This window comes from Nonomuraea glycinis (genome assembly GCF_035920485.1).
In the GTDB taxonomy this organism is placed as follows: domain Bacteria; phylum Actinomycetota; class Actinomycetes; order Streptosporangiales; family Streptosporangiaceae; genus Nonomuraea; species Nonomuraea glycinis.
The window spans coordinates 4,736,739-4,762,270 of record NZ_CP109166.1; the positions used below are offsets into that span (position 1 = coordinate 4,736,739).

A 25,532-nucleotide genomic window follows, 5' to 3' on the forward strand; every position below is an offset into this window, starting at 1 on the left:
GGAGCTTAGAGGACTCCGCCGACAAACCAGGTCAGCGAAGTCACCGCCTGCGACCCGGCTTATTAGGCCCGGTGCGGAACGTCCGCGAACGGTCGTTCGTGCACCATTACCAGCCAAGGCGAAAAGCTGCGCCGGTGTCCTGCGGAGCCTGGAGCTGTGCCGACGGCACGCGAGGCCAGGACAGGAGCTGCTGATCGCTGCCTGCGTCCTTCAGTGCGTGTGGCGGCCTTGGGTGACGGCGCGGGCTGCCGTCAGGGACTGCGTGATGGCCGTGGGGATGTCGAGCACGGGAAAGATGACATGGCGTACGACGCGCAGCCGGTCCACCACCAGGATGAGGCGTTTGAGGCGTATCGCTTGACCTGCGCGGAAGGTGGGCAGCCTGAGTGCCGCCGCCAGCCTCAGGTCCATGTCGGAGAGCAGCGGGAACGTGATGCCCTCGGCCTCGGCGAAGGCGGCCTGCTCGTCGGGCCGTTGGGTACTCACCCCGTTGACGGCGATCCCTTCGACGGCGAACTCGGGCAGCCTGTCACGGAAAAGGCGGTTCTCCAGGGTGCACCCCATCGTGCCGGGGATGTCGCCCCACTGCGGCGGCAGGGCCCCGGGCATGCCCGTCGCCGGATAGCCGAACAACACCGTGGCTCCCGCGTCCGCGACCACATCACGCACTCCGCTCCACCCCGCCCCCGCTACGCCGTCCACCTCTGAACTGATCGGCGCCGTGCCGTCCGGGCGCGGTTCTGTGCTGGTCTGTCCGGGCTCCCCGGAGGGGTGGGTGGCTGGGAGGGAGAGGGGAGCGGGGATGCGGGTGCCGAGGAGGCCGTGGACGCGGGCGGTCTCGGTGTTGTGGCTTTCCGGCAGGGCGGTGAGGGCACCGTCGCCGAGTAGCCAGCGGTCCGCCCAGTCCTGCATGGTGATGAGCAAGGGGGCCAGAGCCCAGCCGGTGTCCGTCAGGACGTACTCATGGCGTACCGGCCTGGTCTGATAGGGGTCGCGGGTCAGCACCCCATGCTCCACCAGGTGTTTCAGCCGTTCGGTGAGGACCTTGCGGGAGATGCCGAGCTCCCCGAGCAGGTCTTCGAAGCGCCGGTGCCCGCGGGCCACCTCGCGCACGATGAGCAGGCTCCACCAGTCGCCGATGACGGCGGCCGCCTGGGCGATCGAGCATTGGGCGTCTTGCGCACGCAACTGCCGGCTCATCTGGCGAATATATCGGGGTAAGTCTCTTTTAGGAACTGACTTAACCAGCCAGGATCGCCGGGGTCAGCGGCTGAGGATCTGCCGCAACACCGTCTCCAGAGTGTCCGCCGGGGCGGCGTCCGGTGCGGGGGAGCGCCAGGCGATGTAGCCGTCGGGACGGACCAGCACAGCGCCGCCCTCGCCGACGCCGTAGCGCTCCCGCCAGCGCCCCTCGACGTCCACCAACTCGGCGCCGAGCACGACCGTCCGAAGCCGTACGCCCAGCCGCTCCGCCACCAGACGGCCCGCCTCCGCCCACGACTGCCGATCGGCCAGCAGGACGAACTCCGAGCCGTACAGGTCGATGGCGGAGATCCGCCGCCCCTCCTGGTCGAGCGGCACGTGCGGGGCTCGGCTGCCCGGGCGGCCCACCGGGTTCAGGGAGTCCTCCAGCAGGGACCCGTCGTCGCCGGGTTCGTCGATGATCGCGGTGGAGTGATAGCGGCAGCCGAGCATCGCCCGCAGGGGGTCTTCGAGGGGTTCCGGGTAGCCGATGCGAACGGACGGGGGCATGCGCTGTCCCAGGTTCGCCAGTTGGGCGTCGGCCGTGAGGACGCCGATCGGGCGGCGTTCGGCGTCGTAGGTGTCAAGAAAGTCCGGGCCGGCCTGACCGGTGACCACCAGCCAGAGGCGCCAGGCCAGGTCGCAGCCGTCCTGGAGCGCGGTGCTGCCGCCCTGCCCGCCTGTCGGCGGCATGGTGTGGGCGGCGTCGCCGGCCAGGAACACCCGGCCTTCGCGGTATCGCTCGGCGAGAATGTGCGCCATGGCGAAACTGGTCTTGTCGAGGATCCGTACGTCCAGGTCCGGGACGCCGACGGCCAGCCGGACCAGCTCGGCGCAGCGCTCCGGGGTGAAGTCGTCCTCGTTCTGGCCCGCCGTGGGCGAGTAGTTGACGCCCAGGACGTGCGAGCCCACCCCGGTGCCGGTCACGATCACTCCGGTGAAGGCGTCGTTCTGCAGGTACCAGAGCGTGACCTCGCGCTCGCGCACCAGCCCGGACAGGTCGGCGTCGAACATGATCGAGCAGATCTCCCCCAGCTCACCCTTCCCCTCGACCGGGATGCCGAGGGCCTGGCGCAGCGGGCTTCGAAAGCCGTCGGCGGCCACCACGTAGTCGGCCTGCACAAGGGTGTCCTCGCCGCCGGCGCGGATCACCGCGGTCACGCCGTCGCCGTCCTGCTCAAGGGAGATCAGCTCGGTGGAGAAGCGGAGGTCGGCGCCGAGCTCCTCCGCCTTGGCGCGCAGCACGCGCTCCACCTCGGCCTGCGGCGCGCCGACCTGCGCGGCGGGTGTCGCGTCGGCGAGGAAGGCGAACGCCTCCTTCTCATCGCTGATGATCATCTGAGGGTTCGGGTCGCTCAGGTCGGTGGCGATGGCGATGCGCATGGTGTCGCCGATGCCCGCCCAGATCTCGCTCAGCGTCCGCTCGAGGCCGGGGACCGGCCGCATCAGCTCGACGGCCCGCGGCCCCACGCCGAACGCCTTGGGCTGGATCGCCGTGCCGGCATGCCGTTCGACCAGCATGACGGGCACCTTGCGCCAGGCCAGCATCATCGCCGCGCTCAACCCCGCGTAACCGCCGCCTACTACGAGCACGGGCACTCGCTGGTGTTTCTGCATCTCCTACCTCCGATACGCGTAATATCGCGTTGACGAAGAAACGATATGTCGCGTCTCAGCAGACGGTCAAGACATATCGCGTCTTGATTCACGACATATCGCGTTACGGGAGATGGGAGTGTGGAGGCGTCGCTCAGCTCAGGTGGCGCTCCAGTGACTCGACCTTGCTCGTCATGCCGTCCATGACCCCGGAGCGCATGTCGGCCTTGAGCACCAGCCCCACGCGGGGCGCCACCTCGGCCACGGCGTCCACGGCGTTCTTGATCACCCCCATCACCTCATCCCAGTCACCCTCGATCGTGGTGAACATGGCGTCGGTGTGGTTGGGCAGGCCGCTCTCACGTACGACCTTGACGGCCCGGGCGACGGGCTCGGCGACGCCTTCGCCGACGCCGAGCGGGGTGATGGAGAATGCCACGATCACGATGCGCCCCCTTGAGGCTCCCGGCACGGACCGTCCGCGCCGACCAGCAAGGCCAGGAGCCGCTGCCCGAGCCGCTCCTGCTCATCGGCGGTCGGCTGCGCGAGGCCGGCGGCACTCACCTGGCCCTGAAGATCTTCGATCCTAGCGAGCACCCGCCGACCGGCCTCGCTCAGCTCAGGTGTACGGCCGACCTCGCTCAGCTCCGGTACGGGTGGCCTAGGTCAGCTCCGGTGCGGGTGCCTAGGTCAGCTCCGGTACGGCCGGCCTCCGGGGCGAGATGCGCCACGGCCAGGGGGCCCGTGGCGAGAGGCTCCACGGCAAGAGGGTCCGGTCCCGGGGAGTCGGGTGACGACGCCGACATCCCCGGCCCGCTCAGCCTCGGCGGGTGACCGGGCCGGCGCCACAACGCGCGCGGACCGGTCAATCGTGGATGTGCTCTTCCTCTTCCTCTTCTTCGCTAGGACCATCGGAGGGCTCGACCCCGAGCACGGCCTCGCGCGGCTCGATCTCGTCGATGTGCTCGACGAGCTGCAGCACATGCTCGGGCTCGATCAGCCACTGCAGCGCGGAGGCGCCGGTCTCGTCGGCGGAGACCAGCTCCGCCTGCTCGGCGCGCTCCTCGTCGGTGAGCTCGGCATCGGGGTGCCGGATCTCGGCCAGTGCCGCGGCCTGGAGGGCGTCAACGTCGAGCACTTCGACGGTCAGCTCGACCGTGAGGCGTAGGAACTTCTGTGCATCACTCATGGCGACGAGCCTAGGGCAGCTTCCACTCCACAGGAGCCGCGCCTTGCTGGACGAGAAGGTGATTGGCGCGACTGAACGGCTGGGAGCCGAAGAAGCCGTTGCGGGCCGACAGCGGCGACGGATGGGCCGACTCGATGCGCGGCACCTGGCCGAGCATCGGCGCGAGGTTGCGCGCGTCGCGCCCCCACAGGATCGCCACCATCGGCTTGTCGCGGGCCACGAGGGCGCGGATGGCCTGCTCGGTGACCTCTTCCCAGCCCTTGCCGCGGTGTGAGGCGGGCTTGCCCGGCATCACGGTCAGCACCCTGTTGAGCAGCAGCACGCCCTGCTCGGCCCAGGGCGTGAGGTCGCCGTTGGCCGGCCGGGGGAGGCCGAGGTCGCTCTCCATCTCCTTGTAGATGTTGAGCAGGCTGCCCGGCAGCGGCCGCACATCGGCGGCGACGGAGAACGACAGGCCGATCGGGTGGCCCGGCGTGGGGTAGGGATCCTGGCCCACGATCAGCACCTTCACCTGGTCGAAGGGCTGGTTGAAGGCGCGCAGCACATGGGCGCCCGCAGGGAGGTACTGCCTGCCTTCGGCGATTTCCTTGCGCAGGAACTCGCCCATCTGGGAGATCCGCTCGGACACGGGCGCGAGAGCCTCGGCCCATCCGGCTTCGACGACTTCGTTCAGGGGACGACCGGTCATGGCCGGTGAGCTTAGTCAGCTCTGGTACGGCATGCGTACCGAACAGGGGAGAATGATCATAAAGGTGGGCGCCCGCGCCCCCGGGGGAAGCGGGCGCCCACAGGGGGCTACTTGACAGAGCCGGCCATCATGCCCTGGACGAAGTAGCGCTGGAAGGCGAAGAACAGAATCAGCGGGATGATCAGCGACATGAAGGCACCGGACGACAGGATGTCGATGTTGGTGCCGAACTGCCGCATCTGAGACTGCAGGGCCTTGGTCATCGGCTGGCTCTCGGTGTTGGCGAAGACCAGGGCGATGAGCATGTCGTTCCAGACCCAGAGGAACTGGAAGATCCCCAGCGAGGCGATGGCGGGCTTGCCCAGCGGGAACACGATCTGCGCGAAGATCTTCCACTCCGGCGCGCCGTCCATCCGCGCCGCCTCCAGCAGCGAGGACGGGATGCCGACGAAGAAGTTACGGAGCAGGAAGATCGCGAACGGCAGCCCGAAGGCGACGTGGAACAGCACCACGCCCGGGATCGTGCCGAAGATCCCGACGCCTCCGTAGATCACGGCCACCGGGATGAGCGCGATCTGGATCGGCACGATGAGCAGCCCGACCACGATCAGGAAGAGCGTGTCGCGGCCCTTGAAGTCCATCCAGGCGAACGCGTAGGCCGCCATCGCGGCGATCCCGATCACCAGGACGGTGGTCGGCACCGTGATCGCCACCGTGTTCCAGAAGGACGCGGTGAAGCCGCTGGCCAGCAGGCTGCTGTAGCTCTCGAAGGTGATCTCGGCCGGCTTGGTGAAGATCGTCCACCAGCCCTCGGCGGCGTTGACCTCCGGTGTGCGCAGCGAGACCACCAGGAGGCCGAGTGTGGGCACCAGCCAGAACAGGCCGAGCAGCACCATCACGACCTGGAGGGCGCCGCCGCCCAGACGGTCGACGATCCGGCCGACCAGGCTTCTCTGTGGCGCTCCCGCGTGCGTCGGCGCGGGAGCCGGGGCCGTCGCGGTCGTCATGTGTCTTCCCTCCTGAACCTGCGAATGTTCATGATCATGAAGGGCAGGACCAGAATGAGCAGGAAGATGGCCAGCGCGCTGCCGAGCCCCTGGTTGTTCCCGCCGCCGAACGCCACGCGCCACATCTCCAGCGCGACCACGTTCGCCTCCGGCTGGACCGACGCCGGCGCGATGATGAACACCAGGTCGAACACCTTCAGCGTATTGATGATCATCGTGACGAAGACGACGAGCAGCACCGGCGAGAGCAACGGCACGGTGATGCGTCTGAACACCTGCCATTCCGTGGCGCCGTCGATGCGGGCGGCCTCCAGCGAATCACGCGGGATGGCCGCCAGCCCCGCCGCGATCAGCACCATGGCGAAGCCGGCCCAGACCCAGATGAACGCACCGATGATCGCCGGTGTGATGAGCGTCGGGCCCAGCCAGGTCAGGCCGTTGTAGGAGCCCTCGAAGTTGGCCTGCGGTAGTCGTACGACATAGGAGCCTGCGGGCAGGCCCTCGAAGCGGAAGGAGCCGTCGCCGGCCGTGGTGGCGGTGCCCGCCACCTGGCCGTTGCTGACCGCTTCCACGGTCATGCCGGGCAGCCCCTTCTCGGTGTTGTCCACGGCGCCGCTCACGCCGCCGCCACCGGGGGTGAAGTCGAACCAGACGGTGCCGGAGAGCTGGTCGCCGCCCGTGACGGCGGCGGCGGGCTGGGCCGCGGCCGGCATGAACTCCGGCTTGACGCCGACGATCGGGATGAGCACCGGCTGGCCGGCCTGCGCCGGCTGCTTGGTGACGACCGCGCCGTCGTCGCCCGCGGCGACCGCGGACTGGTCGCCCTCACGCGGCCGGGCGCCCGGGTAGCCCTGGGAGGAGGAGAACGTGTCGTGCACGGTGGTCAGGATGGCGTTGGCCACGCCCTTGTCCGGGTCCTCGTCGTACACGAGGCGGAAGATCACGCCGGCGGCCATCAGGGAGACGGCCATCGGCATGAAGACGATCAGCTTGAACGCGGTCGCCCACTTGATGCGCTCGGTCATGACCGCGAAGATCAGACCCAGTGCGGTGACCATGATCGGTGCGGCGACCACCCAGATGAGGTTGTTCCGGATGGTCTTGAGCATGCCGTCGTCGGTGAAGATCGTCACATAGTTGCCGAGCCCGACGAACCCGTCACCGGGTGCGTCGAACAGGCTGCGGAAGATGGAGTAGACGATCGGATAGACCACCCAGATTCCCAGCAGCAGGGCGGCGGGAAGCAGGAAGGCGACGGCCATCATCGGGGATGGGCCGAGGCGTCGTTGCTTGCGGGGGGTATCAGCGGGTCCCGAGGCGGGCCCGCCCGAGGTTTCCTCGGGCGGGGCCTGCGGGCCGTCCAACCTTTCGGTCACGGCCTTACCCTCTTTACTTCCAGGCCTTCTTGGCCTCGGCTTCGAGCGCCTCCTGGGCGCCCTTGATGTCGGTCGGCTTCCGCAGGAAGTCCTGCAGAACCTTCCACTCGCCCTTGCCGTCGGTGCCGCCGAACGCGCTCGGCGCCAGGTCGGACATGTCATAGCGGACCGCGTCGCCGGCGGAGATGATCGTCTGGCCGAGGGCCTTGGTCAGCGGGTCCGGGTAGTTGTCAGGCGAGACGTTCTTGTTGGGGGACAGGTAACCGGGCAGCTTGGCCCAGACCTCGCCGCCTTCCTTCGAGGCCAGGAACTGCAGCAGCGCCATGGCGCCGGGGGAGTCCTTCATGGCCACCGCGACGTCGCCGCCGAGCACGACGGGGGCGGTGTCGCCGACCTTCGGGAACGGGAAGTACTTGGCCTCCTCGCCGACCTTCGCGCCCGACTCGACGGCGGTGACGGCCACGAAGTCGGCCTCGATGACCATGGCGGCCTTGTCCTGGCCGTAGACCTTGGTCACACAGGTCGGGAAGTCGGTCTGCAGCGCGCCGCTGTTGCCCTCGGCCAGGAACTCCTTCTTGCCCGCGATGTCCGCGATCCTCTCCAGCGCGGTGGCCACGCTGGCGTCGGTCCACGGGATCTCGTGCTTGGAGAGCTGGTCGTACTTCTCCGGGCCCGCGGTCGAGAGGTAGACGTTCTCGAACAGGTCGGTCAGCGTCCAGCCCGAGGCGCCACAGAAGGAGAAGGGCGGGGTGCCGGAGTCGGCGATGGTCTGCGAGGCCTTGAGCAGCTCGTCCCAGGTGGTCGGCGGCTGCACGCCGGCGTCCTCGAACGACTGCGAGCGGTACCACACCAGCGACTTGTGCGCCGCCTTGATCAGCACACCGTAGACCTGGCCGTCCGCGGAGCCCAGCTCCTTCCAGTACGGTGTGTAGTTGGCGTCGATCTCCTTGGTGACATCCGCGGTGAGCGGCTTGAGCGCCTTCTGGTCGGCGTACTGCTGGACCAGGCCCGGCTGCGGGAGGATGGCCACGTCGGGCGGGCTGCCGCCCTGGATGCGCGGGCCGAGGTAGGCGCCGGTGTCCTCACCGGTGGAGGCGTAGGTGACCTTGGCGCCGGTCTTGTCGGAGAAGGCCTTGAGCACCTGCTCGAAGTTCTTCTGCTCCTCACCGGTCCACTTGGCGGCGACCTCGAGTGAGACGCCCTCGAGCGTCTTGGCGGCCGCCTGGGTGGGCGACGCCTCTCCCGACGGCTGGGTGGTCGTCGGCGCGTTACCGCCACAAGCGGTGACGGCGACCGCCAACCCCGCCAGGATCGCTACTGCTCTGCCTTTTCGCATTGCTGCCTCACTGGGTTTTGATGATCTCTTCGAGTTCGGCTTTCAACGAGGCCGCCACATCATCGGCGGACTCGGAAGACTGGGGTTTGAGCGCCTTGGCGACCGTGCTGGCGATCACCAGGCTGAGCTGGTTGTAGTTGGCGCCCGCCGCACGCGGCTTGGCGGCCAGAATGCTCTCCTTGAGTACGGGCAGGTACGGAAAGCGTTCGATCAGCTCGGGATCGTCGTAGAGCTCGGTCCACACCGGCGGGAAGGACCCTTCGGTGAGCACGCGGCGCTCGTTCTCCAGACTCGTGAAGTAGCGGATGAACTCCTGTGCGGTGTGCTGGTGCTTGGAGAAGGCGCTGATGGCGAGATTGCTGCCACCCAGCGCGCTGGATCCGGGCCCGTTGAGCCCGGGCAGCCTGGTCACCGCCACCTTGTCGCCGAGCCTGACCCTGGCCGGGCCATAGGCGTGCGGCCAGTTGCGGGCGAAGGCGAGCCGGCCTTCCTGGAAGGCCAGGCGGGACTCCTCCTCCTTGTAATCCAAGGCCTCCTCGGGGATCCACTTCTCGCGCAGGCCCTGCTTGAGGAAGTCCAGCGCGATGGCGGCCTTGGCGGGGTCGAGGGTCACCGTGGAGCCGTCGGGGCTGAGGATCTGCCCGCCCGCCGACTGCACAGCCTCGGAGAAGTTGACGGTCAGGCCCTCGTAGGCGAGGAACTGCCCGGCGTAACCCTCGATGTCATGCTTTTTCGTGATTGCTAGGGCTTGTTGGCGAAGTTCCGCCCAGGTGCGCGGCGGCTTCTTCACCAGATCGGTGCGGTAGTAGAGCAGGCCCGCGTTGCTCGTATAGGGGACCGCCCAGAGCTTGTTCTGATAGATAGCGGTGTCCACGACAGGCGGCAGGAACTTGTCGAGCGGGAACAACCCGCGCTCCAAGGGGATGATCCAGCCGTTGTCGGCGAACTCCGCCGTCCATACGACGTCCAGTCCGAGCACGTCGTAGCGGTTGCTGTGGGCCTGCAGGTTGGCCGCTATCTGAGCGCGTTGCTCGTCGGCGACCTCGGGTAGTTCGAGCAGCGTCACCTTTTCGGCCGGGTGGGCCTGGTTCCAGCGATCCAGCAAGGGTTGCAGGTATGCCGTGGTGTCGCGCCCCGTGGCGAAGGTGATCGGGCCGGTTCCGCTGGCTCCGGTCGCACTGCCGCCGTCTTGGCCCGCCGTCGAGCATCCGGCCGCCAGGAGGGCGGCCATCGCGACTGACAACGAGCGAATCACCCGATTGAGCTCCGGTTTCTTTGGGATTACATACATGTTAGGTAGATGCATTCATGTTAGGCAGCCAGTAATCTGGTGGTCAACGGTTGTCCACGTAACGCATCCGTAACACACGGGGAGGTGAGGTGTGCGGCTTCACCTGCTTGCGCTTCTGGCGAAGGAGCCTGCCCACGGCTATGAGCTCAAACAGGCGCTCGAGCAGACCTTCGGCAGCGCCTATCCATCGCCCAACATCGGGCAGATCTATGTGACGCTGGGCCGGCTCGAGAAGGACGGCCTCATCAGGGCCGTGGACGTCGAGCAGTCCAACCGGCCCAACAAGAAGGTCTATTACCTCACCGCCAAAGGCCGTGACGTGCTCACTCTATGGGTGGATGAGCCTACGGAGGGTCCGCGGGTCCGCGACGAGTTCTTCATGAAGCTGGTCCTGGCCCCGCTCACCGGCATCTCGGACCGGATGGCGCTGATCAACCGCCAGCGCCGCCACTACCTGTCGCTCATGGGCGACCTCAACGCCCTGCTCGACGAGACCGAGCCGGACGATCGGGTGGCGACACTGCTGATCGAAGGTGCCATGCTGCACCTGCAAGCCGATCTCGAGTGGCTCGAACGGTGTCAGGAGGACCTGGCATGACCCATGCCGTGCTGAAGACGGTCAATCTCGTCAAGGTCTACTCCGGCGGCGCGGTCCCCGTGCACGCCGTACGAGGGGTGGACCTGGTGGTGGAGCCGGGGGAGTTCATCGCCGTGATGGGCCCGTCAGGGTCCGGCAAGTCCACGCTCGTGCACATGCTCGGCGGGCTGGACGCGCGCACCAGCGGCGAGATCTGGGTCGACGGCAAGCGCGCCGACACCCTCTCCGAGAGCGCGTGGGCGCTCTTACGCCGGAAGAAGATCGGGTTCGTCTTCCAATTCTTCAACCTGGTCGCCAACATGACCGTGACCGACAACGTCGAGCTGCCCGCACTGCTGGGCGGGGCCTCGCCCCGGGTCGCCCGCGAGCGCAGGGAGCACCTGCTCGGCGCGCTCAACCTCACCGACCGCGCCGACGCCTCGCCCGCCCAGCTCTCGGGCGGCGAGCAGCAGCGGGTCGCCCTGGCCAGGGCGCTGGCCAACGAGCCGAGCGTGCTGCTGGCCGACGAGCCCACGGGCAACCTCGACAGCCGCAACACCCGCGACGTGCTCCGCCTGCTCAGCAAGGTGCACAAGGACGGCCAGACGATCATCATGGTCACCCACGACGCCCGGGTGGCTGGCCTGGCGGACCGGGTGGTCTGCCTGCTGGACGGAGAGATCGTGGACGACGGCCGGATCGCCCGCCGGCGCACCGGGACGGCCGGCGCGGTGATCGACCTCCGATGAGCACAGCACGCGCGGGCGGCCGCTGGATCCGGGCCGACCTGCGAGCCAGAAGGGGCCAGGCGACGCTGACCGTGCTCGCCGTGGCCGGCATCGTGGCGGCCCTGATCACCGCCGTCACCCTGCTCGAAGACGGCACGAACCCATGGCGCAGCCTGTTCGCCCAGACCGACGGCGCGCACGTCTGGTTCTACACCAAGGACAACTCCGCCCAGGTGGCGGGCACCCGGAGCCTCGACGGGGTCACCCAGATGGCCGGCCCCTACCGGTCGGCGCCCGTCACGGTCGTGCGGGACGGCAAGAAGCAGCCCGCGGCGCTGCGCGCGATGCCCGCCACGCCCCCTCAGGTGGCGCACCCGGTGGTGGCCGAGGGCAGCTGGCTGGACCCCGCGCAGGCCGACGGCGTGGTGGTAGAGCGCTCCTTCGCCCGCGCGCTGCGCCTGCGGATCGGCGAGCCGCTCGCCATCATCGCCCTCAGCGGCGAACGCCACCCGCTGTACGTACGCGGCATCGCCGACTCCGCCGAGCAGGGCTTCTACCCGGCGTGGGCGCCCGGCCTGGCCTGGGTGCTGCCCCAGACGCTCGACCGGATCGAGCCGATGCTGGGCCGCAGCGAATGGGTGACCGGGCTGCGGCTGGCCGACGCCGAGGCCGCCCAGGTGGTCTCCCAGCGGGTCGTCGTCACGCTCGACGACCAGGTCCAGCGCCTCTACACCTGGCGTGAGGTCCGGGCCGCGATGGAGCTGGACAACCGGCTGCTCGGCACGCTGCTGGCGCTGTTCGGCGTGGTCGGACTGGTGGCCGCCGCGCTCGCGCTGGCCAACGCGGCCGGCGGCCGGGTGCTCGGCCAGCTCCGCGACCTGGCCACGCTCAAGTCCATGGGCTTCACCGCCGCGCAGGTGGCCCTCTTGCTGGTGGTCGAGCACGGCGCACTCGGCCTGCTCGGCCTCGCGCTCGGCACGCTGGCCGGCTGGGGCTTCGCGGTGGCGCTGCTCGGCGCGACCTCCGTCGCGCCGATGCCGGTGCTGTCCATCGTCGCGGGCACCGCGCTGGTGGTGCTCGCCGCCGTCGGGCTGCCCGCCTGGCGCGGCGGTCGCACCCCGCCGATCCCGGCCGCCCCCGCGCAACCCCTGCGCGGCCACCTGTCCCGCCTGGCCAAGCTCGCTCTGCTGGTACGCCTGCCGCCCGCGCTCGTCCTGGGCAGCCGGGACGCCTTCACCAGACGGGTGCCCGCGTTCCTGACCGCGTTCGGGCTCGCCGTGCCGATGATGATGATCACCATCGGGCTGGGCGTGTGGGCCACGCTGGACAACTTCGCGAACAACCCCGACCAGGTGGGCCAGCACGCCGCCCTGCACGTCGGACCGGGCAAGCTCGAATCGGCCGCGGCCGAACAGCTGGTCAAGGCCGACAAGGATGTGCGGGCCGTCTATCCGGCCGCCGACGTGAACGCCCTGGCCGCCGGTGAAGGCCGCTCGGTGCGGGTGCGGGCCATCGGCGGCTCGGCGGACCCGTACCCCTTCCCGGTGGTCGAAGGCCGGATGTACGGCGAGCCGGGGGAGGCGGTCGCCGGTCAGGGGCTGCTCGACCTGCTCGGTGTGCGGATCGGCGACCGGGTACGGCTCACCGTGGGCGGTTCGCCGCTGATCGTACGGATCGTGGGCCGGGCCATCGAGCCGGACCTGGACGGCGAGGTGCTGTCGGTGGGGCTGGACAGCCTGGCGCCGAAGGACTCCGTGCCGCCCGAGTTCTACGCGCTGGCGCTGAAGCCCGGCGCGGACCGGGGAGAGGTGGCGGCCAGGCTGCTCGCCCAGTCGAGCGAAGGGCTGGACGTGCAGGCGGTGGTCAACCCGGCCGACCGGCTGGCCATCATCCGGGTGCTCATCGTGGCGCTGATCGCGGTGCTCGCCCTGATCGGGCTGGCCAACCTGCTCACCGCCAGTGCGCTCGGGCTCCGCGACCACGCCTTCGACCTGGCCGTGCTCAAGGCGATGGGGCTGACGCCGCGGCAGGTCATGGCCACGTTGGTGACCGGCACCGGCCTGCTGGTGGTGCTGGGCGTCGCCGTAGGGGCGGCGGCCGGCGCGTCGGTGGTGACCTGGCTGATCGACCTGCAGGGACACACCAGTGGGGTGGGGGCCGGAATCGGCCGCCCACCCTCTGGTCTGTCCCTGTCGATCGCCGTGCTGGTCGCCGTGGGCACGGCCCTCGCCGTGGCGCTCATCCCGGCCCGTCGCGCGGCCCGTGCCCAGGTGCCGGTTACGGCACGTTGACGCCGCCCTCACGCTTGAGCGCGAACCAGTAGAAGCCGTGGCCCGGCAGCGTGAGCAGGTAGGGCCGCGGCCCTACCTCGGGGAAGTGCACCCCGCCGCGCGCCTCGACCGGCGTCATGCCCTCGAACCTGCGCAGATCGAGCTCCACCGGCTGGGGGAACTTCGACAGGTTGTTGACGCAGAGCATCACGTCGTCGCCGTCCTCGCGGACGTAGGTGAGCACGCTCGGGTTGGAGGACCACATCTCGGTGTAGGCCCCGACGCCGAAGACCGGGTGGTTGCGGCGGATCTGCAGCATCCTGCGGGTGAAATGGAGCAGCGAGCCCTCATTGCGCTGCTGCGACTCCACGTTGACCGCCTGGAAGCCGTAGATCGGATCCATTACGGCGGGCAGGTAGAGGCGCCCCGGGTCGGCGGTGGAGAAGCCGGCGTTGCGGTCCGGGCTCCACTGCATCGGCGTGCGCACCGAGTCCCGGTCCTCCAGCCAGATGTTGTCGCCCATGCCGATCTCGTCGCCGTAGTACATGACCGGCGAGCCCGGCAGGCTCAGCAACAGGGCCGTGAACAGCTCGATGCGGTCCCTGTCGTTGTCCAGCAGCGGCGCCAGCCGGCGGCGGATGCCGAGGTAGGCCCGCATGCGCGGGTCCTTGGCGTACTCGTTGTGCATGTAGTCGCGCTCTTCCTCCGTCACCGTCTCGAGCGTGAGCTCGTCGTGGTTGCGCAGGAAGATGCCCCACTGGGCGCTGTCGGGCAGCTTCGGAGTGCGCGACATGATCTCGGAGATCGGTTCGCGCGTCTCCTTCTTGACCGCCATGTAGATGCGCGGCATCAGCGGGAAGTGGAAGGCCATGTGGCACTCGTCGCCGCCGACGGTCGGATCGCCGAAGTATTCGACGACGTCCTCCGGCCAGCCGTTGGCCTCGGCCAGCAGCACCCGGTCGGGGTAGAGCCGGTCCACCTCGGCGCGCACCTTCTTCAGGTACGCGTGCGTCTCCGGCAGGCCGGAGCACGCGGTGCCCTCCCGCTCGAACAGGTAGGGGACGGCGTCCAGGCGGAAACCGTCGATGCCGAGGTCGAGCCAGAAGCGCAGGACCTCCAGCATGGCCTCCTGCACGGCCGGGTTGTCGTAGTTGAGGTCCGGCTGGTGGTGGAAGAAACGGTGCCAGTAGTACTGCTTGCGGACCGGGTCGTAGGTCCAGTTGGACTCCTCGGCGCCGATGAAGATGATCGGTGCGTCGCCGTAGGCGGTCGGTTCGTCCGCCCAGACGTAGAAGTCGCCGTACGGCCCCTCGGGGTCGTGCCGGGATGCCTGGAACCAGGGATGACGGTCGCTGGTGTGGTTCATCACCAGGTCGGTGATGATGCGCAGGCCGCGCTCGTGCGCGGCCTCGATCAACTGGACAAAGTCCCCCAAGTCTCCGAAGTCCGGGAGGATCTTCATGTAGTCGGAAATGTCGTAGCCGCCATCGCGCAGCGGCGACTCATAGAGCGGCAGGAGCCACAGGCAGTCGACTCCCAGCCACTCGAGATAGCCGAGCTGGTCGATGAGACCGCGCAGGTCTCCGGTGCCGTCTCCGTTGGAGTCCTTGAACCCCCGGACGAGAACCTCGTAGAACACCGCCCGCTTGTACCAGGAGGGGTCCTCCGAGACGAAGGTCTCGGCGACCGGATCCGGCGATGGGGATGCGTTGATCATAATGTCGCTCACAGAAGGAGATGTGGGCAGGACGAAGTCACCGGTTTCCCCGGCGTTGTTATCTGGTGACCGCGCCGCTTGGGGTCGTCATCCCTGCGAACCCATGCCCTTGACAGGACCGGATTTGTGACCCGGTGCCCGCTTGTGCGGCGCTTACGGGCCGAACACTACCAGCCCGTTGGCTTTCCGGAACCCGCTTGTGCTGTGCGAGCTGTAATACCCAAGAGATCTCTGCGTAATCGTGATGTTACCGACCGTTCTTCTCCCTGTAACTAGAAGGGGACAGACAGGTCATCCAGGTCGGACTCGTAGTCATTGAGCCAAAGACCGAAAAGGACCAGCCCTCGCACCCAGAACCGGTCGTTCCACCCGCTGAAGCGGGTCAGCGCGTCGGGCCCGCCCGCGATCACCTCGTGCAGCTCGTCCGACAGCAGGCCGGGCACCCGCGTGGCGACCACGCTCAGCATCTCGTGCGAGTAGGCGCGCGCGGGAGCGGCCGTGGAGCGCAGCGGGACGCGCCGGAGCGGCTGCTTGACCACGTTCGTCGACGGCAGCGCCGCCACCCGGGGGTTGGCCGCGTGCAGCACCTCGCGGTAGAAGCGGCCCTTGTCCTTGCGGGCCACGCCCACCGAGAGCGCCGCGTCGAAGAAGTCCGGATGGATGAACGGCGCGGCGAACGACGACTCCGGCCCCACCAGGTTGACCGCCGAGCGCGCGATGCCCCGCACGGTCCGGGTGTGCAGCACCGACAGCGGCAGCTCCGCCCGGTGCCCGTGCAGCATCGAGGTGGCGGCGGCGAACTGCTCCTGCACCGTCTCCGTCATCCACTGCGCCGCGGCCTTGGACAGCATCGGCTGCGACGGCGCCCCGAGGCTCAGCGAGCCCAGCACCGCGGCCGACCGCTCGGCCTGCGTGGTCGCCTCCAGCGCGGCCCCGCTGACCATGAAGTTCTTCAGCAGCGGGCCGCCCGCCAGCCCGTCGACCAGCACCCGGCCGGCCTGGTGCACCTGCTGGGCGAACGGCGCGTACCAGGCGTGGTGCGGCGTCAGGTATTCGAGCCTGCGGGCCACCTCCCGCGCATCTTCCGGGTAGTCCGCCGCGTCCTGCATGATCACCCGGTGCGGGATGCCCAGCTCGCGGGTGATGGCGCGGGCGAAGGCGATGTCGGTGTCGTTGCCGTCGTCGGGGCTCGTCGTCCACGACTCCACGTCGAACCCGCGCGCCATGGCCACGCTGCCCAGCAGCCGCGAGTCGTAGCCGCCGCTGATCGGCACCAGCAGCTTGCGCCCGTCGTAGTCCTTGTAGACCTCGTGCAGCAGCTCGACGATCTCGCCGGCGCTGGTCCACGCCTCGTAGGGCTCGCGCCGCAGCCAGCGCGGCAGCCTGCGCTCGGTGGCGAGCCTGCCCTGGTCCCACACCAGCGCCCCGGAGCCCGGCAGCCGGCTGATGCCCGCGTAGGGGGTTGCCTCGCCCAGCGGGAAGGTCACCTGGAGGATCGAGGCCCACGCCGACCAGTCGATCGCGACCGGGACCAGCGAGATCAGCGGCTGGATCAGGGAGGAGAAGTAGACCGCCTCGCCGACCCGTACGTAATAGACGTCGACCAGCCCCAGCGCGCCCGCGTGCAGGGTGATCCGGGAGCCGTCGCCGATCAGACCGGGGGTCTCGTACGTCTCCGCGACCGACATCCAGTCCTCGACGCGCTGGCCGCGCTCCAGAGCGGGCCTGCGCTCGCCCCAGGAGAACGCGAAGGCCGCACCGGCCCGCTGATAGGGCGGCAGCGGCGTGGAGCTGTAGAGCGCCGCCTCGGCCGTCTGGAGGGCGGGCCTGACCCGGGGCCCGGCGGCGGACAGTTTGCCGAGCAGGGCCTCGTCGACCCGGCCCAGAGCGCCACAGACGTAGGGCCGCACGTTGAACTGCACCGGATCTCATCCCTTCGAGCCGCTTCCGGCAAAAGAGTATCCTTTGCCGGGCTGAGAGACGGAGGTCCACGTGTCCATCGAGCTGGAAAGCACGCGCAGGGCGTTGCGAGATGCTGTCGCGGAGGCAGAGCACGCCGCGGAGCTGGCCAGGCTGCTGGCCGCCGCCCAGAGCAGGCTGGCCGAGGCGGAGAGCCGGGCCACAGAGGCCAAGGAGCTGTCCGAGAAGCTGAGTGAGGCCGAGGAACGGCTGGAGGACGAACGCGCCGCGGTGGACAAACTCCGCAAGGAGCTCGCCGAGCAGCGCTACCAGGCGGAGGTGGCCAACTGGAAGCTCTCCTCGATCAAGGTGGCCCGCTGGAACCGCCTCGGTGACGCCATCAAGAGCGGCAAGAGCAACCCGATGCGCCTGGCCAAGGGGCTCAAGGGCGCCACCAGGCCGGTCAAACGCCCCGTCGCCCCCAAGCGCAAGCCGGTCGCCGGCGGTCAGGCCAAGGAGGAGCGCCCCGGCGCCGCCTTCCAGGCCACCACCTCGACCAGGACGCTCGGCGGCGCCTCGTTCAAGCTCAAGCCGTTCCGCGTCCCGACGGGCCCCAACACCCGGCCGCACCTCACGGCGGCGGTGATCGCCGAGCCGCACGTCGAGGCGCTGCTGCGCTACGAGTGGCGGCAGAGCACCGGCTTCACCCCGCGCGACTTCGCCAGGGTGCTGCCCCAGGAGGTGCCCCACCTGCTCATGGTGGAGTCCGTGAGCCAGGGGCCCTGGGCCGAGGAGCTGCGGGGCGAGCCCGGGGAGGGGCTCAAGGCGCTGCTGGCCTGGTGCGCCGAGCGGGGCATCCGCACCGTGTTCTGGCACACGCAGGGCGACGTCGCCACCTACGCCGCCGCGGCCGAGCTGTTCGAGCACCGCTTCACCACCGATCTGACGGTCGGCTGGCCGCGCCTGCAGTTCGGCGTCCAGCCACGGGTGCACAACCCGCTGCCGCTGGCGGGCGGCCGCATCGACCGGGTGCTCACCCTCGACCAGCTGCTGCCCGGCCACCTGAGCTACCCTGACGTGCTCACCTCCTACCGCTGGCCCGCCGCGGTCGACTGCCCGCCAGGCACCCCGCAGTGGCGGCTGACCGAGCTCGCCGCCTGCGGCACCCCGATCGGCGACGACCCCGACACCCGCCGGGCGCACGTGGCCCTGCGCCGGGCCTACAGCGGCGGCACGATGAGCGACCGGATCGACGCCATGCTGGAGGCGGTCGGCCTGCCCAGCGCCCGCGCCACGCTGGACGTCTCGGTGCTGCTCGTCATCCCCGACGCCACCCGCATGGAGCACGCGCTGGCCCAGCTCGCCCGGCAGAGCGGGGTGGTGCAGGCCATCGTCATCGGCCCCGCCGAGGCCGAGCAGCGCGCCCGCGACATGCTGCCGGACGCCGAGGTGGTCTTCCGCCGCCTGCGCCCCGACCTGACGGTCGGCGCCATGCTCGGCCACGGGCTCGACCTGTGCGAGGCCGACCTGGTCGCGGTCATGGACCCCCGCGACGTCTACGGCGGCCACTACCTGGCCGACCTGCGCCGCGCCTTCCTCTTCAGCACCGCCGACATCGTCGGCAAGGCCGCCTTCTACGCCCACCTGCGCAAGCCGCAGGCGACGCTGCTCAAGCAGCCGGACGCCGAGTACGCCTACCTGCCGGAGGTCGCCGGGGCCACGCTGCTCGCGCGCCGCAACGCCCTGCGCGAGGTGGGCTTCGCCGACCTGACCGACGGCTGGGACGAGGTGATGATGCGCCAGTGCCGCCAGGACGGCATCAAGGTCTTCTCCGCCGACCGGTTCGGCTACGTACGGGTCCGCGAGCAGGACCGCTGGCTGCTCGGCGCCGCCCACCTGGTCGAGTACGGCTCCGCCGAGCCGCACGCGCTCATCTGACGCCGTGATGTCCGGGGTGCCCGGCGAGTCCGACCCCGTGACGCGAGGGCGGCCGGCGGGGGTGGCCGGCGAGTCCGGCCCTGTGACGCCTGGGCGGCTGGCCGCGGTGCTCGGGGAGCCGGCGGTGCCGGAGGGGACGTGGGAGGCCGAGGCCGCCTTCGTGTCCGCTGCCGCGCTGCGGCGGCGGATCCCGCCCGCCGAGCTGGCCGGGCGGGTCCGGTCGCTGCCCGGCGTCGCGGACGTGGCGGTGCGGCCCAACGGGTTCCTGCGGATCGTGGTGGCGGTGCCGGGAGCGCTGCTGGCCGAGGTCGAGCCGCTCGGCCTGCCGGATCCCGGCTGGCCGGACTTCCCCCGGACCTGGGACAACCCCGGTTTCGTGGTGCGCTACGGGCATGCCCGCGCGGTGGCGGCGCGGCGGTGGGCGCGCGAGCTCGGGGTGCCGACGGGCCACTTCCGGCCCGAGTCGCTCGACGACCCTCATGATCGGGCCGTGCTGAGGGTGCTGGCGGAGTTGCCGGGGCGGCTGGTGAGCCGCGATCCGGGCTGGGAGACCTACCTGGTGCGGCTGGCTCTGGCCTACCATGACGCGCACGAGCACGCCCCGGCGACACCGATCGGGGACGAGCCGCCCGGCCCGGTCCACGGGGCCCGGGTGCGGCTGGCTCAGGCCGTACAGGATGTGCTGGTGGGGCCGGATCGGTTGTAAAGGTAAGAAAATATCCGGTCAAACGGCGAAAAAGCGTAAAAAATCCGCTCATGTACGGTGATCGTGTCTCGATACGTGGGCAGCGTGTCCGGGGGGAACGGTGGTTCGGATAGCCTCGTTCGGGTGAGTCGATTCGCCCATCCTGCCGGGGACCGTCACGCTGAGACGCCGCCCCACGAGCGCCCCCCGCTGGCGCCCGCCGACCTCAACCGGATCAACCCCGCGATCTGGCCGCGAACGTCGAGCCGGGTCGAGGGCGCGCTCACGGTCGGCGGCCTCGACGTCCGCGAGCTGGCCCGCGAGTTCGGCACCCCGCTCTACGTCCTCGACGAGGACGACGTACGCTCCCGCATGCGCGACTACGCCACCGCCTTCGCCGGGTCCGAGGTGCACTACGCCGGCAAGGCGTTCCTGTGCAAGGAGATCGTCCGCTGGCTCCAGGACGAGGGCCTCGGCGTCGACGTCGCCAGCGGCGGCGAGCTGGCCGTGGCGCTGAGCGTGGGCTTCCCCGCCGAGCGCATCACCCTGCACGGCAACAACAAGTCCGCAGCCGAGCTCACCAGGGCGCTGGAGGCCGGTGTCGGGCACATCGTGGTCGACTCCTACGAGGAGATCGCCCGGCTGGGCTACCTCGCCGAGCGGCACGGCAAGCGGCCCAAGGTGATGGTCCGGGTGACCACCGGGGTCGAGGCGCACACCCACGAGTTCATCGCCACCGCGCACGACGACCAGAAGTTCGGCCTGTCGCTCAACAGCGGCGCCGCCGCCGAGGCCGTGCGCCGCATTCTCGCGCTGCCCTCGCTGGAGCTCGTCGGCCTGCACTCGCACATCGGCTCCCAGATCGTCGACACGGCCGGGTTCGAGGTGGCCGCTCGCCGCCTGGCCTCGCTGCTCGTGCAGATCAAGGAGGAGCACGGCGTCGTGCTCCCGGAGCTCGACCTCGGCGGCGGCTACGGCATCGCCTACGTCGAGGACGACGAGGCCCCCGACATCAAGCTCGTCGCCGACGGGCTGCGCGAGATCGTGCGCAAGGTCTGCACCGACGCCGGGCTGCCCGTGCCCCGCCTGGCCGTCGAGCCCGGCCGCACCATCGTCGGCCCCGGCGGCATCACCCTCTACGAGGTCGGCACCGTCAAGGACGTCGAAGGGCTGCGCACCTACGTCAGCATCGACGGCGGCATGAGCGACAACGTCCGCACCGCCCTCTACGGCGCCGAGTACACCGCCGTGCTGGCCAGCCGCGAGAGCACCGCCCCGCCCATGCTCAGCCGCGTCGTCGGCAAGCACTGCGAGAGCGGCGACATGGTGGTGCGCGACTGCTACCTGCCCGCCGACCTGGCTCCCGGCGACCTGATCGCGATCGCCGCGACCGGCGCCTACTGCCGGTCGCTGGCGAGCAACTACAACTACCTGCCCAGGCCCGCCGTGGTCGCCGTCGCGGACGGCGAGGCCCGCGTGATCGTGCGGGGCGAGACCGAAGACGACCTGTTGAGAGGGCAACTGTGAGCAAACCGTTGAAGGTGGCCCTCCTGGGCTGTGGAGTCGTCGGCTCGCAGGTCATCCGGCTCATCCACGAGCAGGGCGCCGACCTGGCCGCGCGCATCGGCGCCCCTCTGGAGCTGGCCGGGGTGGCGGTCCGCCGCCTGGGCCGCAAGCGTGACGTCGAGGTCGACCCCGCGCTGCTCACCACCGACGCCGAGTCGCTGGTCACCCGGGACGACATCGACATCGTCATCGAGGTCATCGGCGGCATCGAGCCCGCCCGGACGCTGATCACCGCCGCCCTGTCCCGGGGCAAGTCCGTCGTGACCGCCAACAAGGCGCTGCTCGGCGAGGACGGCGCCACCCTGCACGAGGCCGCCCGCACCGGCCACGGCGACCTCTACTTCGAGGCCAGCGTCGCCGGCGCGATCCCGCTGCTGCGCCCGTTGCGCGAGTCCCTGGCCGGTGACCACGTCAACCGCGTCCTCGGCATCGTCAACGGCACCACCAACTACATCCTGGACAAGATGGACTCCACCGGCGCGTCGTTCACCGACGCCCTGGAAGAGGCCCAGACGCTCGGCTACGCCGAAGCCGACCCCACCGCCGACGTCGAGGGCTTCGACGCGGCGGCCAAGGCGGCCATCCTGGCCGGCCACGCCTTCCACAGCCGGGTCACGGCCGAGCAGGTGCACCGGGAGGGCATCACCGAGATCACCGCCACCGACGTCGCCTCCGCCAAGGAGATGGGCTACGTCATCAAGCTGCTGGCCATCTGCGCCCGCTCCGATGACGGCCGCTCGATCGGCGTCCGGGTCCACCCCGCCATGATCCCCAGGACGCACCCGCTGGCCGGGGTCAGGGAGGCCTACAACGCGGTCTTCGTCGAGGCCGAGTCGGCCGGGGAGCTCATGTTCTACGGCAAGGGCGCGGGCGGCGCGCCCACGGCCTCGGCCGTCCTGGGCGACCTGGTGGCCGTGGCCCGCAACCGCCTGGCCGGCACCCGAGGGCCCGACGAGTCCACCTACGCCTCCCTGAAGGTGCACCCGATCGGGGAGACGGTCACTCGGTGCCATGTGGCGCTGGACGTGGCCGACAAGCCCGGCGTCCTGGCCACGGTGGCCGAGCTGTTCGCCAAGCATGACGTGTCCATCCAGACGGTCCGGCAGGAGGGCCACGGCGACGACGCCCAGCTCGTCATCGTCACCCACCGCGCCACCGACGCCGACCTGACGGCCACCATGGAGGGCCTGCGCGAGCTGGACGTGGTCCGGGCGGTGGCGAGCGTCATGCGGGTGGAGGGCGACGAGTAGCTCTCACTAGGGTCCGCCCTCGGCGGCTTTCGCGTGCAGCGACTTCCATAAAGCACGGCATAAGCGGCACCTCAGACAACATCGGCCACTAACGTGGCATATGTGGCGAGATGCCTATGTGGGGAATGTCGAGCGGGTGATGATCACCGCTTTGTCATGGCGAAGCGAACCACGGGTCTACGCGCGTGTAAAAACGGCGTAGGGTGGGCGCCGATCGAAGTCCCGCAGGTCAAGGAGCAGCACGCATGACCTTCAGTCCAGCCGGTTTCCTGCGCACGCCGGAGCAGGGGCTGGCGCGTCTGCACTGGCACGAGGACGCCTGGGCCGTCGACGGTCAGGCCCTCGACCTCGCCCAGCTGCGCCCCCTGCGCGGCCTCGACATCGACTGGCCCACCGCCGAAGGCGTGCCCGACAACGGGCGTCCATCGGGGGGCGCGCATGACGCCGAGTGGCCGGGGGTCGAGGACGCGCTCGGCGGGCTCGCGCGGCTGGCCGCCGCCGGGGTGCCGCTGACGGCCTCCTCTGCGCCGGCCTGGGTGCCCGTCGACTTGGCGGCCCTGCTCACCGACCGGAGCTGGCTCGAGCACATCGCGGATGACAGCGTGCGCTGCCTGGCCGACCTGCGACGCGAGGAGCACAGCGTACGGCTGCGCCGGGTGGCCGCTCAGCCGGTCGCGACCGCCAAGGTCAGCGTGGTCATGGCGACCAAGCGGCCCGGGTTCGTCGGTGGCGCGCTCGCCCAGATGGCGTGGCAGCGCGGGGTCGAGGTGGAGGTGATCCTCGGCCTGCACGGGGTCGCCTACGACGAGGTCCGGCAGGCCGCCGAGGCGTGCCCGCTGCCGCTGCGCTGGATCGAGGCCGGGGCCGAGACGCCGTTCGGCGAGGTGCTCAACCAGGCGGCGGCCCTGGCCGGCGGCGACTACCTGGCCAAGTGGGACGACGACGACTGGTACGGCCCCGACCACCTGGCCGACCTGATCATGGCGGTCGATCACTCGGGCGCCGACGTGGTGGGCGCCTCGGGGGAGTTCTTCTATCTGGAGCCGCTGCGTACCACGATCAGGCGCACGACGTTCGCGTCCGGGGCGGCCTATCCGAGCGAGGTGTGGGCCGATCACATCGCGGGCGGCACGATTTTGGTGCCCGTGGCGAAATTTCGCGATATTGGAGGATTTCCAGGGCTTCCTCGGGCGGTGGACCGCGAATTCCTCAAGGCCGCACGTGAGGCCGGAGCCCGCATTTACCGCACCCACGGCCTCGGATACATGTTGCGCCGCGGGCTGAGCGACCAGCACACCTGGCAGCTCCCGCTCGCGCACTTCCTCAAAGTCGCCACCAACCAGTGGTACGGCTTTCGCCCGAGCCTGCTGATGGAGCCCGACCTGCTGACGGAGTCACGCATGGAGCCGACCCTGCTGGAGACCGCATGAGAGTGCGCGGCAACGACTATCGCGTCCTCGACCCGCCCGAGTGGTTCACCCCGGAGCTGCGCGTCAGCGTGATCGTGCCCGCCTTCGGCGGCCAGGACAAGCTCGACCTGGTGCTGGCCGGTCTGGCCAGGCAGAGCTATCCGGCGGAGCTGACCGAGGTCATCGTCGTCGACAACGGCAGCACGCCACCGCTGCGGCTGCCCGCCACCCGCCCGCCGGGCGCCCGGCTGATCCGCTGCGAGACGCCCGGCCGGGCCAGCGCCCGCAACGCCGGGCTGGCCGAGGCCGGCGGCGACGTCATCCACTGGCTCGACTCCGACGTGGTGCTCACCCCCGGGGCTCTCGAAGCCCACATGCGCTGGCACCACACCGCTCCCTACCTCGTCGTCGGCGGGTTCATGCGCTTCAGCGAGGCCCCGCTGCCCGCTGAGTTGCCGGACGACCTGGAGTCCTACTTCGAGCCCGCCGAGCCGCACCGCTGGATCATCGACCTGCTGGCGCGCACCGACGGGCTCACCCAGCGCACCCCGCGCCCCTTCAGCCTGCACGTGGGCGGCGCGACCTCGGTCAACGCCCGGCTGTTCGAGCTCGCGGGCCCCATGGACGACGAGCTGATCCTCGGTCAGGACACCGAGATGGGCTACCGGCTGGGGCAGGCCGGCGCGGTTTTCGTACCCGAGCCGCGAGCCCGTGCCTACCACCTCGGCCCGACCATGCGGATGCGGCACAAGGAGCGCATCGACCGGGTCAGCTTCGCGTTCGTGGGCGACCGCATCCCGCTCTACCGCTGGCTGCGCTCCCACCCCGGCCGCCAGTGGAAGATCCCCTACGTCGAGGCCGTGGTGGACGGCACGGCCGGCTACGAGAGCGTGCGCGCCACCGTCGACGCGCTCCTGGCCGGCACGCAGCACGACCTGCGCGTGGTCATCGTCGGCCCGTGGGACGGCCTGGAGCGGGACCGCCGCGCCCCGCTCAAGGACCCCAACCTCGACCTGGTCCTGGTGCACGGCCACTTCGAGCACGAGAGCCGGGTACGGTTCGCCGGCACGGACGAGGTCGGCCTGGCCGTCCCGTACGTCTTGCGCCTGCCGGCCGGCTGGGCGCCCGGCGAGGACTCCTTGGCGAGCCTGCTCGACCTGGCGCGCACCGAGCAGCACGGCCTGATCAACGTGCTGCTCGACGAGTCGTCGGCCGGCGTGGTGGCCGCCCGCCTGGAGCGCCCGGCCGCCTTCGCCCGCGCCCGCCTCGTCGCCGGGCCGCAGGAGGACCTGGACGACGTCGTCGACGACGTCTCCTCCGTCACCTGGGTCGACGGCGAGACCTACGGCTTCACCCGCGAGCCGGCCAAGCCGCTGGGCCGCCGTGGCGCCTACAACGCCAGGGTCCAGGCCGAGGCCGACGTCGAACGGCTGACCGGGGAGAACGAGCGGCTGCGGGCCCAGGTCGCCAAGTGGCGCGAGGAGGCGGGCACCTGGCGCAAGGACGCCGTCGACTACCGGCGCGACATCGGCGCCCTGCGCAAGGAGGTCTCCGAGCTACGCCGCCAACTGGCCGCCGCCCACCGCGCCCAGGACAGCCTGCGCACCGTCATGACGGCCACGGTCAGACGCGCCCTGGGCCGGAGGACCGGCAGATGACACCGCCCCGAGGCGTGGGATCCGCCGGGCCGGGACGGTCCCGAGGCGCGGGACGGCCAGGACCGTCCTGAGGGGCGGGATCCGTCGGGCCGGACCGCCCTTGAGCGTGG

General features: G+C 70.2%; 21 protein-coding genes. 10 read left to right on the forward strand and 11 right to left on the reverse strand.

What is annotated here, in order from left to right; all coding sequences use genetic code 11:
* Window positions 1-210 precede the first annotated feature (210 nt).
* From OHA68_RS22380 to OHA68_RS22390, 3 genes are all read right to left on the reverse strand, one after another.
* A complete protein-coding gene (locus OHA68_RS22380; protein WP_327109380.1) occupies window positions 211-1,200 on the reverse strand; it encodes a winged helix-turn-helix transcriptional regulator in 990 nt (329 codons plus the stop codon).
* A gap of 63 nt (window positions 1,201-1,263) precedes the next feature.
* Entirely contained in the window at window positions 1,264-2,835 is a 1,572-nt protein-coding gene (locus tag OHA68_RS22385) for an FAD-dependent monooxygenase (protein WP_327109381.1), read from the reverse strand.
* A gap of 157 nt (window positions 2,836-2,992) precedes the next feature.
* On the reverse strand, window positions 2,993-3,283 hold the full coding sequence (locus OHA68_RS22390) for an MTH1187 family thiamine-binding protein (protein WP_327109382.1): 291 nt from the start codon (window positions 3,281-3,283) through the stop codon (window positions 2,993-2,995).
* An 11-nt stretch (window positions 3,284-3,294) separates the two neighbouring features.
* Between OHA68_RS22390 and OHA68_RS22395 the strand changes: the two genes are divergently transcribed.
* On the forward strand, window positions 3,295-3,672 hold the full coding sequence (locus OHA68_RS22395; RefSeq protein ID WP_327109383.1) for a hypothetical protein: 378 nt from the start codon (window positions 3,295-3,297) through the stop codon (window positions 3,670-3,672).
* A gap of 31 nt (window positions 3,673-3,703) precedes the next feature.
* Here the strand turns inward: OHA68_RS22395 and OHA68_RS22400 are convergent, their stop codons facing one another.
* The 6 genes from OHA68_RS22400 to OHA68_RS22425 form a co-directional block, all read right to left on the reverse strand.
* Window positions 3,704-4,027, reverse strand: a complete 324-nt coding sequence (locus tag OHA68_RS22400; protein WP_189138472.1) for a hypothetical protein — start codon at window positions 4,025-4,027, stop codon at window positions 3,704-3,706.
* A 10-nt stretch (window positions 4,028-4,037) separates the two neighbouring features.
* Window positions 4,038-4,715 (reverse strand): uracil-DNA glycosylase, encoded by a 678-nt coding sequence (locus OHA68_RS22405; protein ID WP_327109384.1) that lies wholly within the window; start codon window positions 4,713-4,715, stop codon window positions 4,038-4,040.
* Between the two features lie 107 nt (window positions 4,716-4,822).
* Window positions 4,823-5,722: a carbohydrate ABC transporter permease gene (locus OHA68_RS22410; RefSeq protein ID WP_327109385.1), complete on the reverse strand. Its 900-nt coding sequence runs from the start codon at window positions 5,720-5,722 to the stop codon at window positions 4,823-4,825.
* Window positions 5,719-7,098, reverse strand: a complete 1,380-nt coding sequence (locus OHA68_RS22415; protein ID WP_327109386.1) for an ABC transporter permease subunit — start codon at window positions 7,096-7,098, stop codon at window positions 5,719-5,721. Before OHA68_RS22415 ends, OHA68_RS22410 begins: the two co-directional genes overlap by 4 nt.
* Before the next feature lie 13 nt (window positions 7,099-7,111).
* Window positions 7,112-8,434 (reverse strand): ABC transporter substrate-binding protein, encoded by a 1,323-nt coding sequence (locus OHA68_RS22420; protein ID WP_327109387.1) that lies wholly within the window; start codon window positions 8,432-8,434, stop codon window positions 7,112-7,114.
* A 7-nt stretch (window positions 8,435-8,441) separates the two neighbouring features.
* Window positions 8,442-9,677 (reverse strand): ABC transporter substrate-binding protein, encoded by a 1,236-nt coding sequence (locus tag OHA68_RS22425; RefSeq protein ID WP_327109388.1) that lies wholly within the window; start codon window positions 9,675-9,677, stop codon window positions 8,442-8,444.
* Window positions 9,678-9,816: 139 nt separating this feature from the next.
* Here OHA68_RS22425 and OHA68_RS22430 point away from each other — a divergent pair, with 139 nt between their 5' ends.
* Genes OHA68_RS22430 through OHA68_RS22440 form a run of 3 tightly spaced genes read left to right on the forward strand, consistent with a single transcriptional unit; the run spans window position 9,817 to window position 13,321 of the window.
* On the forward strand, window positions 9,817-10,323 hold the full coding sequence (locus OHA68_RS22430; protein WP_327109389.1) for a PadR family transcriptional regulator: 507 nt from the start codon (window positions 9,817-9,819) through the stop codon (window positions 10,321-10,323).
* Window positions 10,320-11,051, forward strand: coding sequence for an ABC transporter ATP-binding protein (locus tag OHA68_RS22435; RefSeq protein ID WP_327109390.1), 732 nt, complete (start codon window positions 10,320-10,322; stop codon window positions 11,049-11,051). The genes OHA68_RS22430 and OHA68_RS22435 overlap by 4 nt, the downstream gene beginning before the upstream one ends.
* Window positions 11,048-13,321: an FtsX-like permease family protein gene (locus OHA68_RS22440; RefSeq protein ID WP_327109391.1), complete on the forward strand. Its 2,274-nt coding sequence runs from the start codon at window positions 11,048-11,050 to the stop codon at window positions 13,319-13,321. Before OHA68_RS22435 ends, OHA68_RS22440 begins: the two co-directional genes overlap by 4 nt.
* Here the strand turns inward: OHA68_RS22440 and treS are convergent.
* Both treS and OHA68_RS22450 read right to left on the reverse strand, forming a co-directional pair.
* Window positions 13,308-15,017 (reverse strand): maltose alpha-D-glucosyltransferase, encoded by a 1,710-nt coding sequence (treS, locus tag OHA68_RS22445; RefSeq protein ID WP_327109392.1) that lies wholly within the window; start codon window positions 15,015-15,017, stop codon window positions 13,308-13,310. The genes OHA68_RS22440 and treS overlap by 14 nt on opposite strands.
* 272 nt (window positions 15,018-15,289) lie before the next feature.
* Complete coding sequence (locus tag OHA68_RS22450; protein WP_327109393.1) at window positions 15,290-16,939, reverse strand: asparagine synthetase B family protein; 1,650 nt, start codon at window positions 16,937-16,939, stop codon at window positions 15,290-15,292.
* 70 nt (window positions 16,940-17,009) lie between these two features.
* Between OHA68_RS22450 and OHA68_RS22455 the strand changes: the two genes are divergently transcribed.
* The 6 genes from OHA68_RS22455 (at window position 17,010) to OHA68_RS22480 (ending at window position 25,422) form a co-directional block, all read left to right on the forward strand.
* Window positions 17,010-18,854, forward strand: a complete 1,845-nt coding sequence (locus OHA68_RS22455) for a hypothetical protein (protein WP_327109394.1) — start codon at window positions 17,010-17,012, stop codon at window positions 18,852-18,854.
* A 7-nt stretch (window positions 18,855-18,861) separates the two neighbouring features.
* Window positions 18,862-19,560, forward strand: a complete 699-nt coding sequence (locus OHA68_RS22460) for an anticodon-binding protein (protein WP_327109541.1) — start codon at window positions 18,862-18,864, stop codon at window positions 19,558-19,560.
* A 123-nt stretch (window positions 19,561-19,683) separates the two neighbouring features.
* The gene (gene lysA, locus OHA68_RS22465) at window positions 19,684-21,066 is read left to right on the forward strand and encodes a diaminopimelate decarboxylase (RefSeq protein ID WP_189138461.1); all 1,383 of its coding nucleotides are present in this window, start codon (window positions 19,684-19,686) and stop codon (window positions 21,064-21,066) included.
* 14 nt (window positions 21,067-21,080) lie between these two features.
* Entirely contained in the window at window positions 21,081-22,355 is a 1,275-nt protein-coding gene (locus OHA68_RS22470) for a homoserine dehydrogenase (protein WP_327109542.1), read from the forward strand.
* A 245-nt stretch (window positions 22,356-22,600) separates the two neighbouring features.
* The gene (locus OHA68_RS22475) at window positions 22,601-23,785 is read left to right on the forward strand and encodes a glycosyltransferase family 2 protein (protein ID WP_327109395.1); all 1,185 of its coding nucleotides are present in this window, start codon (window positions 22,601-22,603) and stop codon (window positions 23,783-23,785) included.
* Complete coding sequence (locus tag OHA68_RS22480; protein WP_327109396.1) at window positions 23,782-25,422, forward strand: glycosyltransferase; 1,641 nt, start codon at window positions 23,782-23,784, stop codon at window positions 25,420-25,422. The genes OHA68_RS22475 and OHA68_RS22480 overlap by 4 nt, the downstream gene beginning before the upstream one ends.
* Window positions 25,423-25,532: the final 110 nt, after the last annotated feature.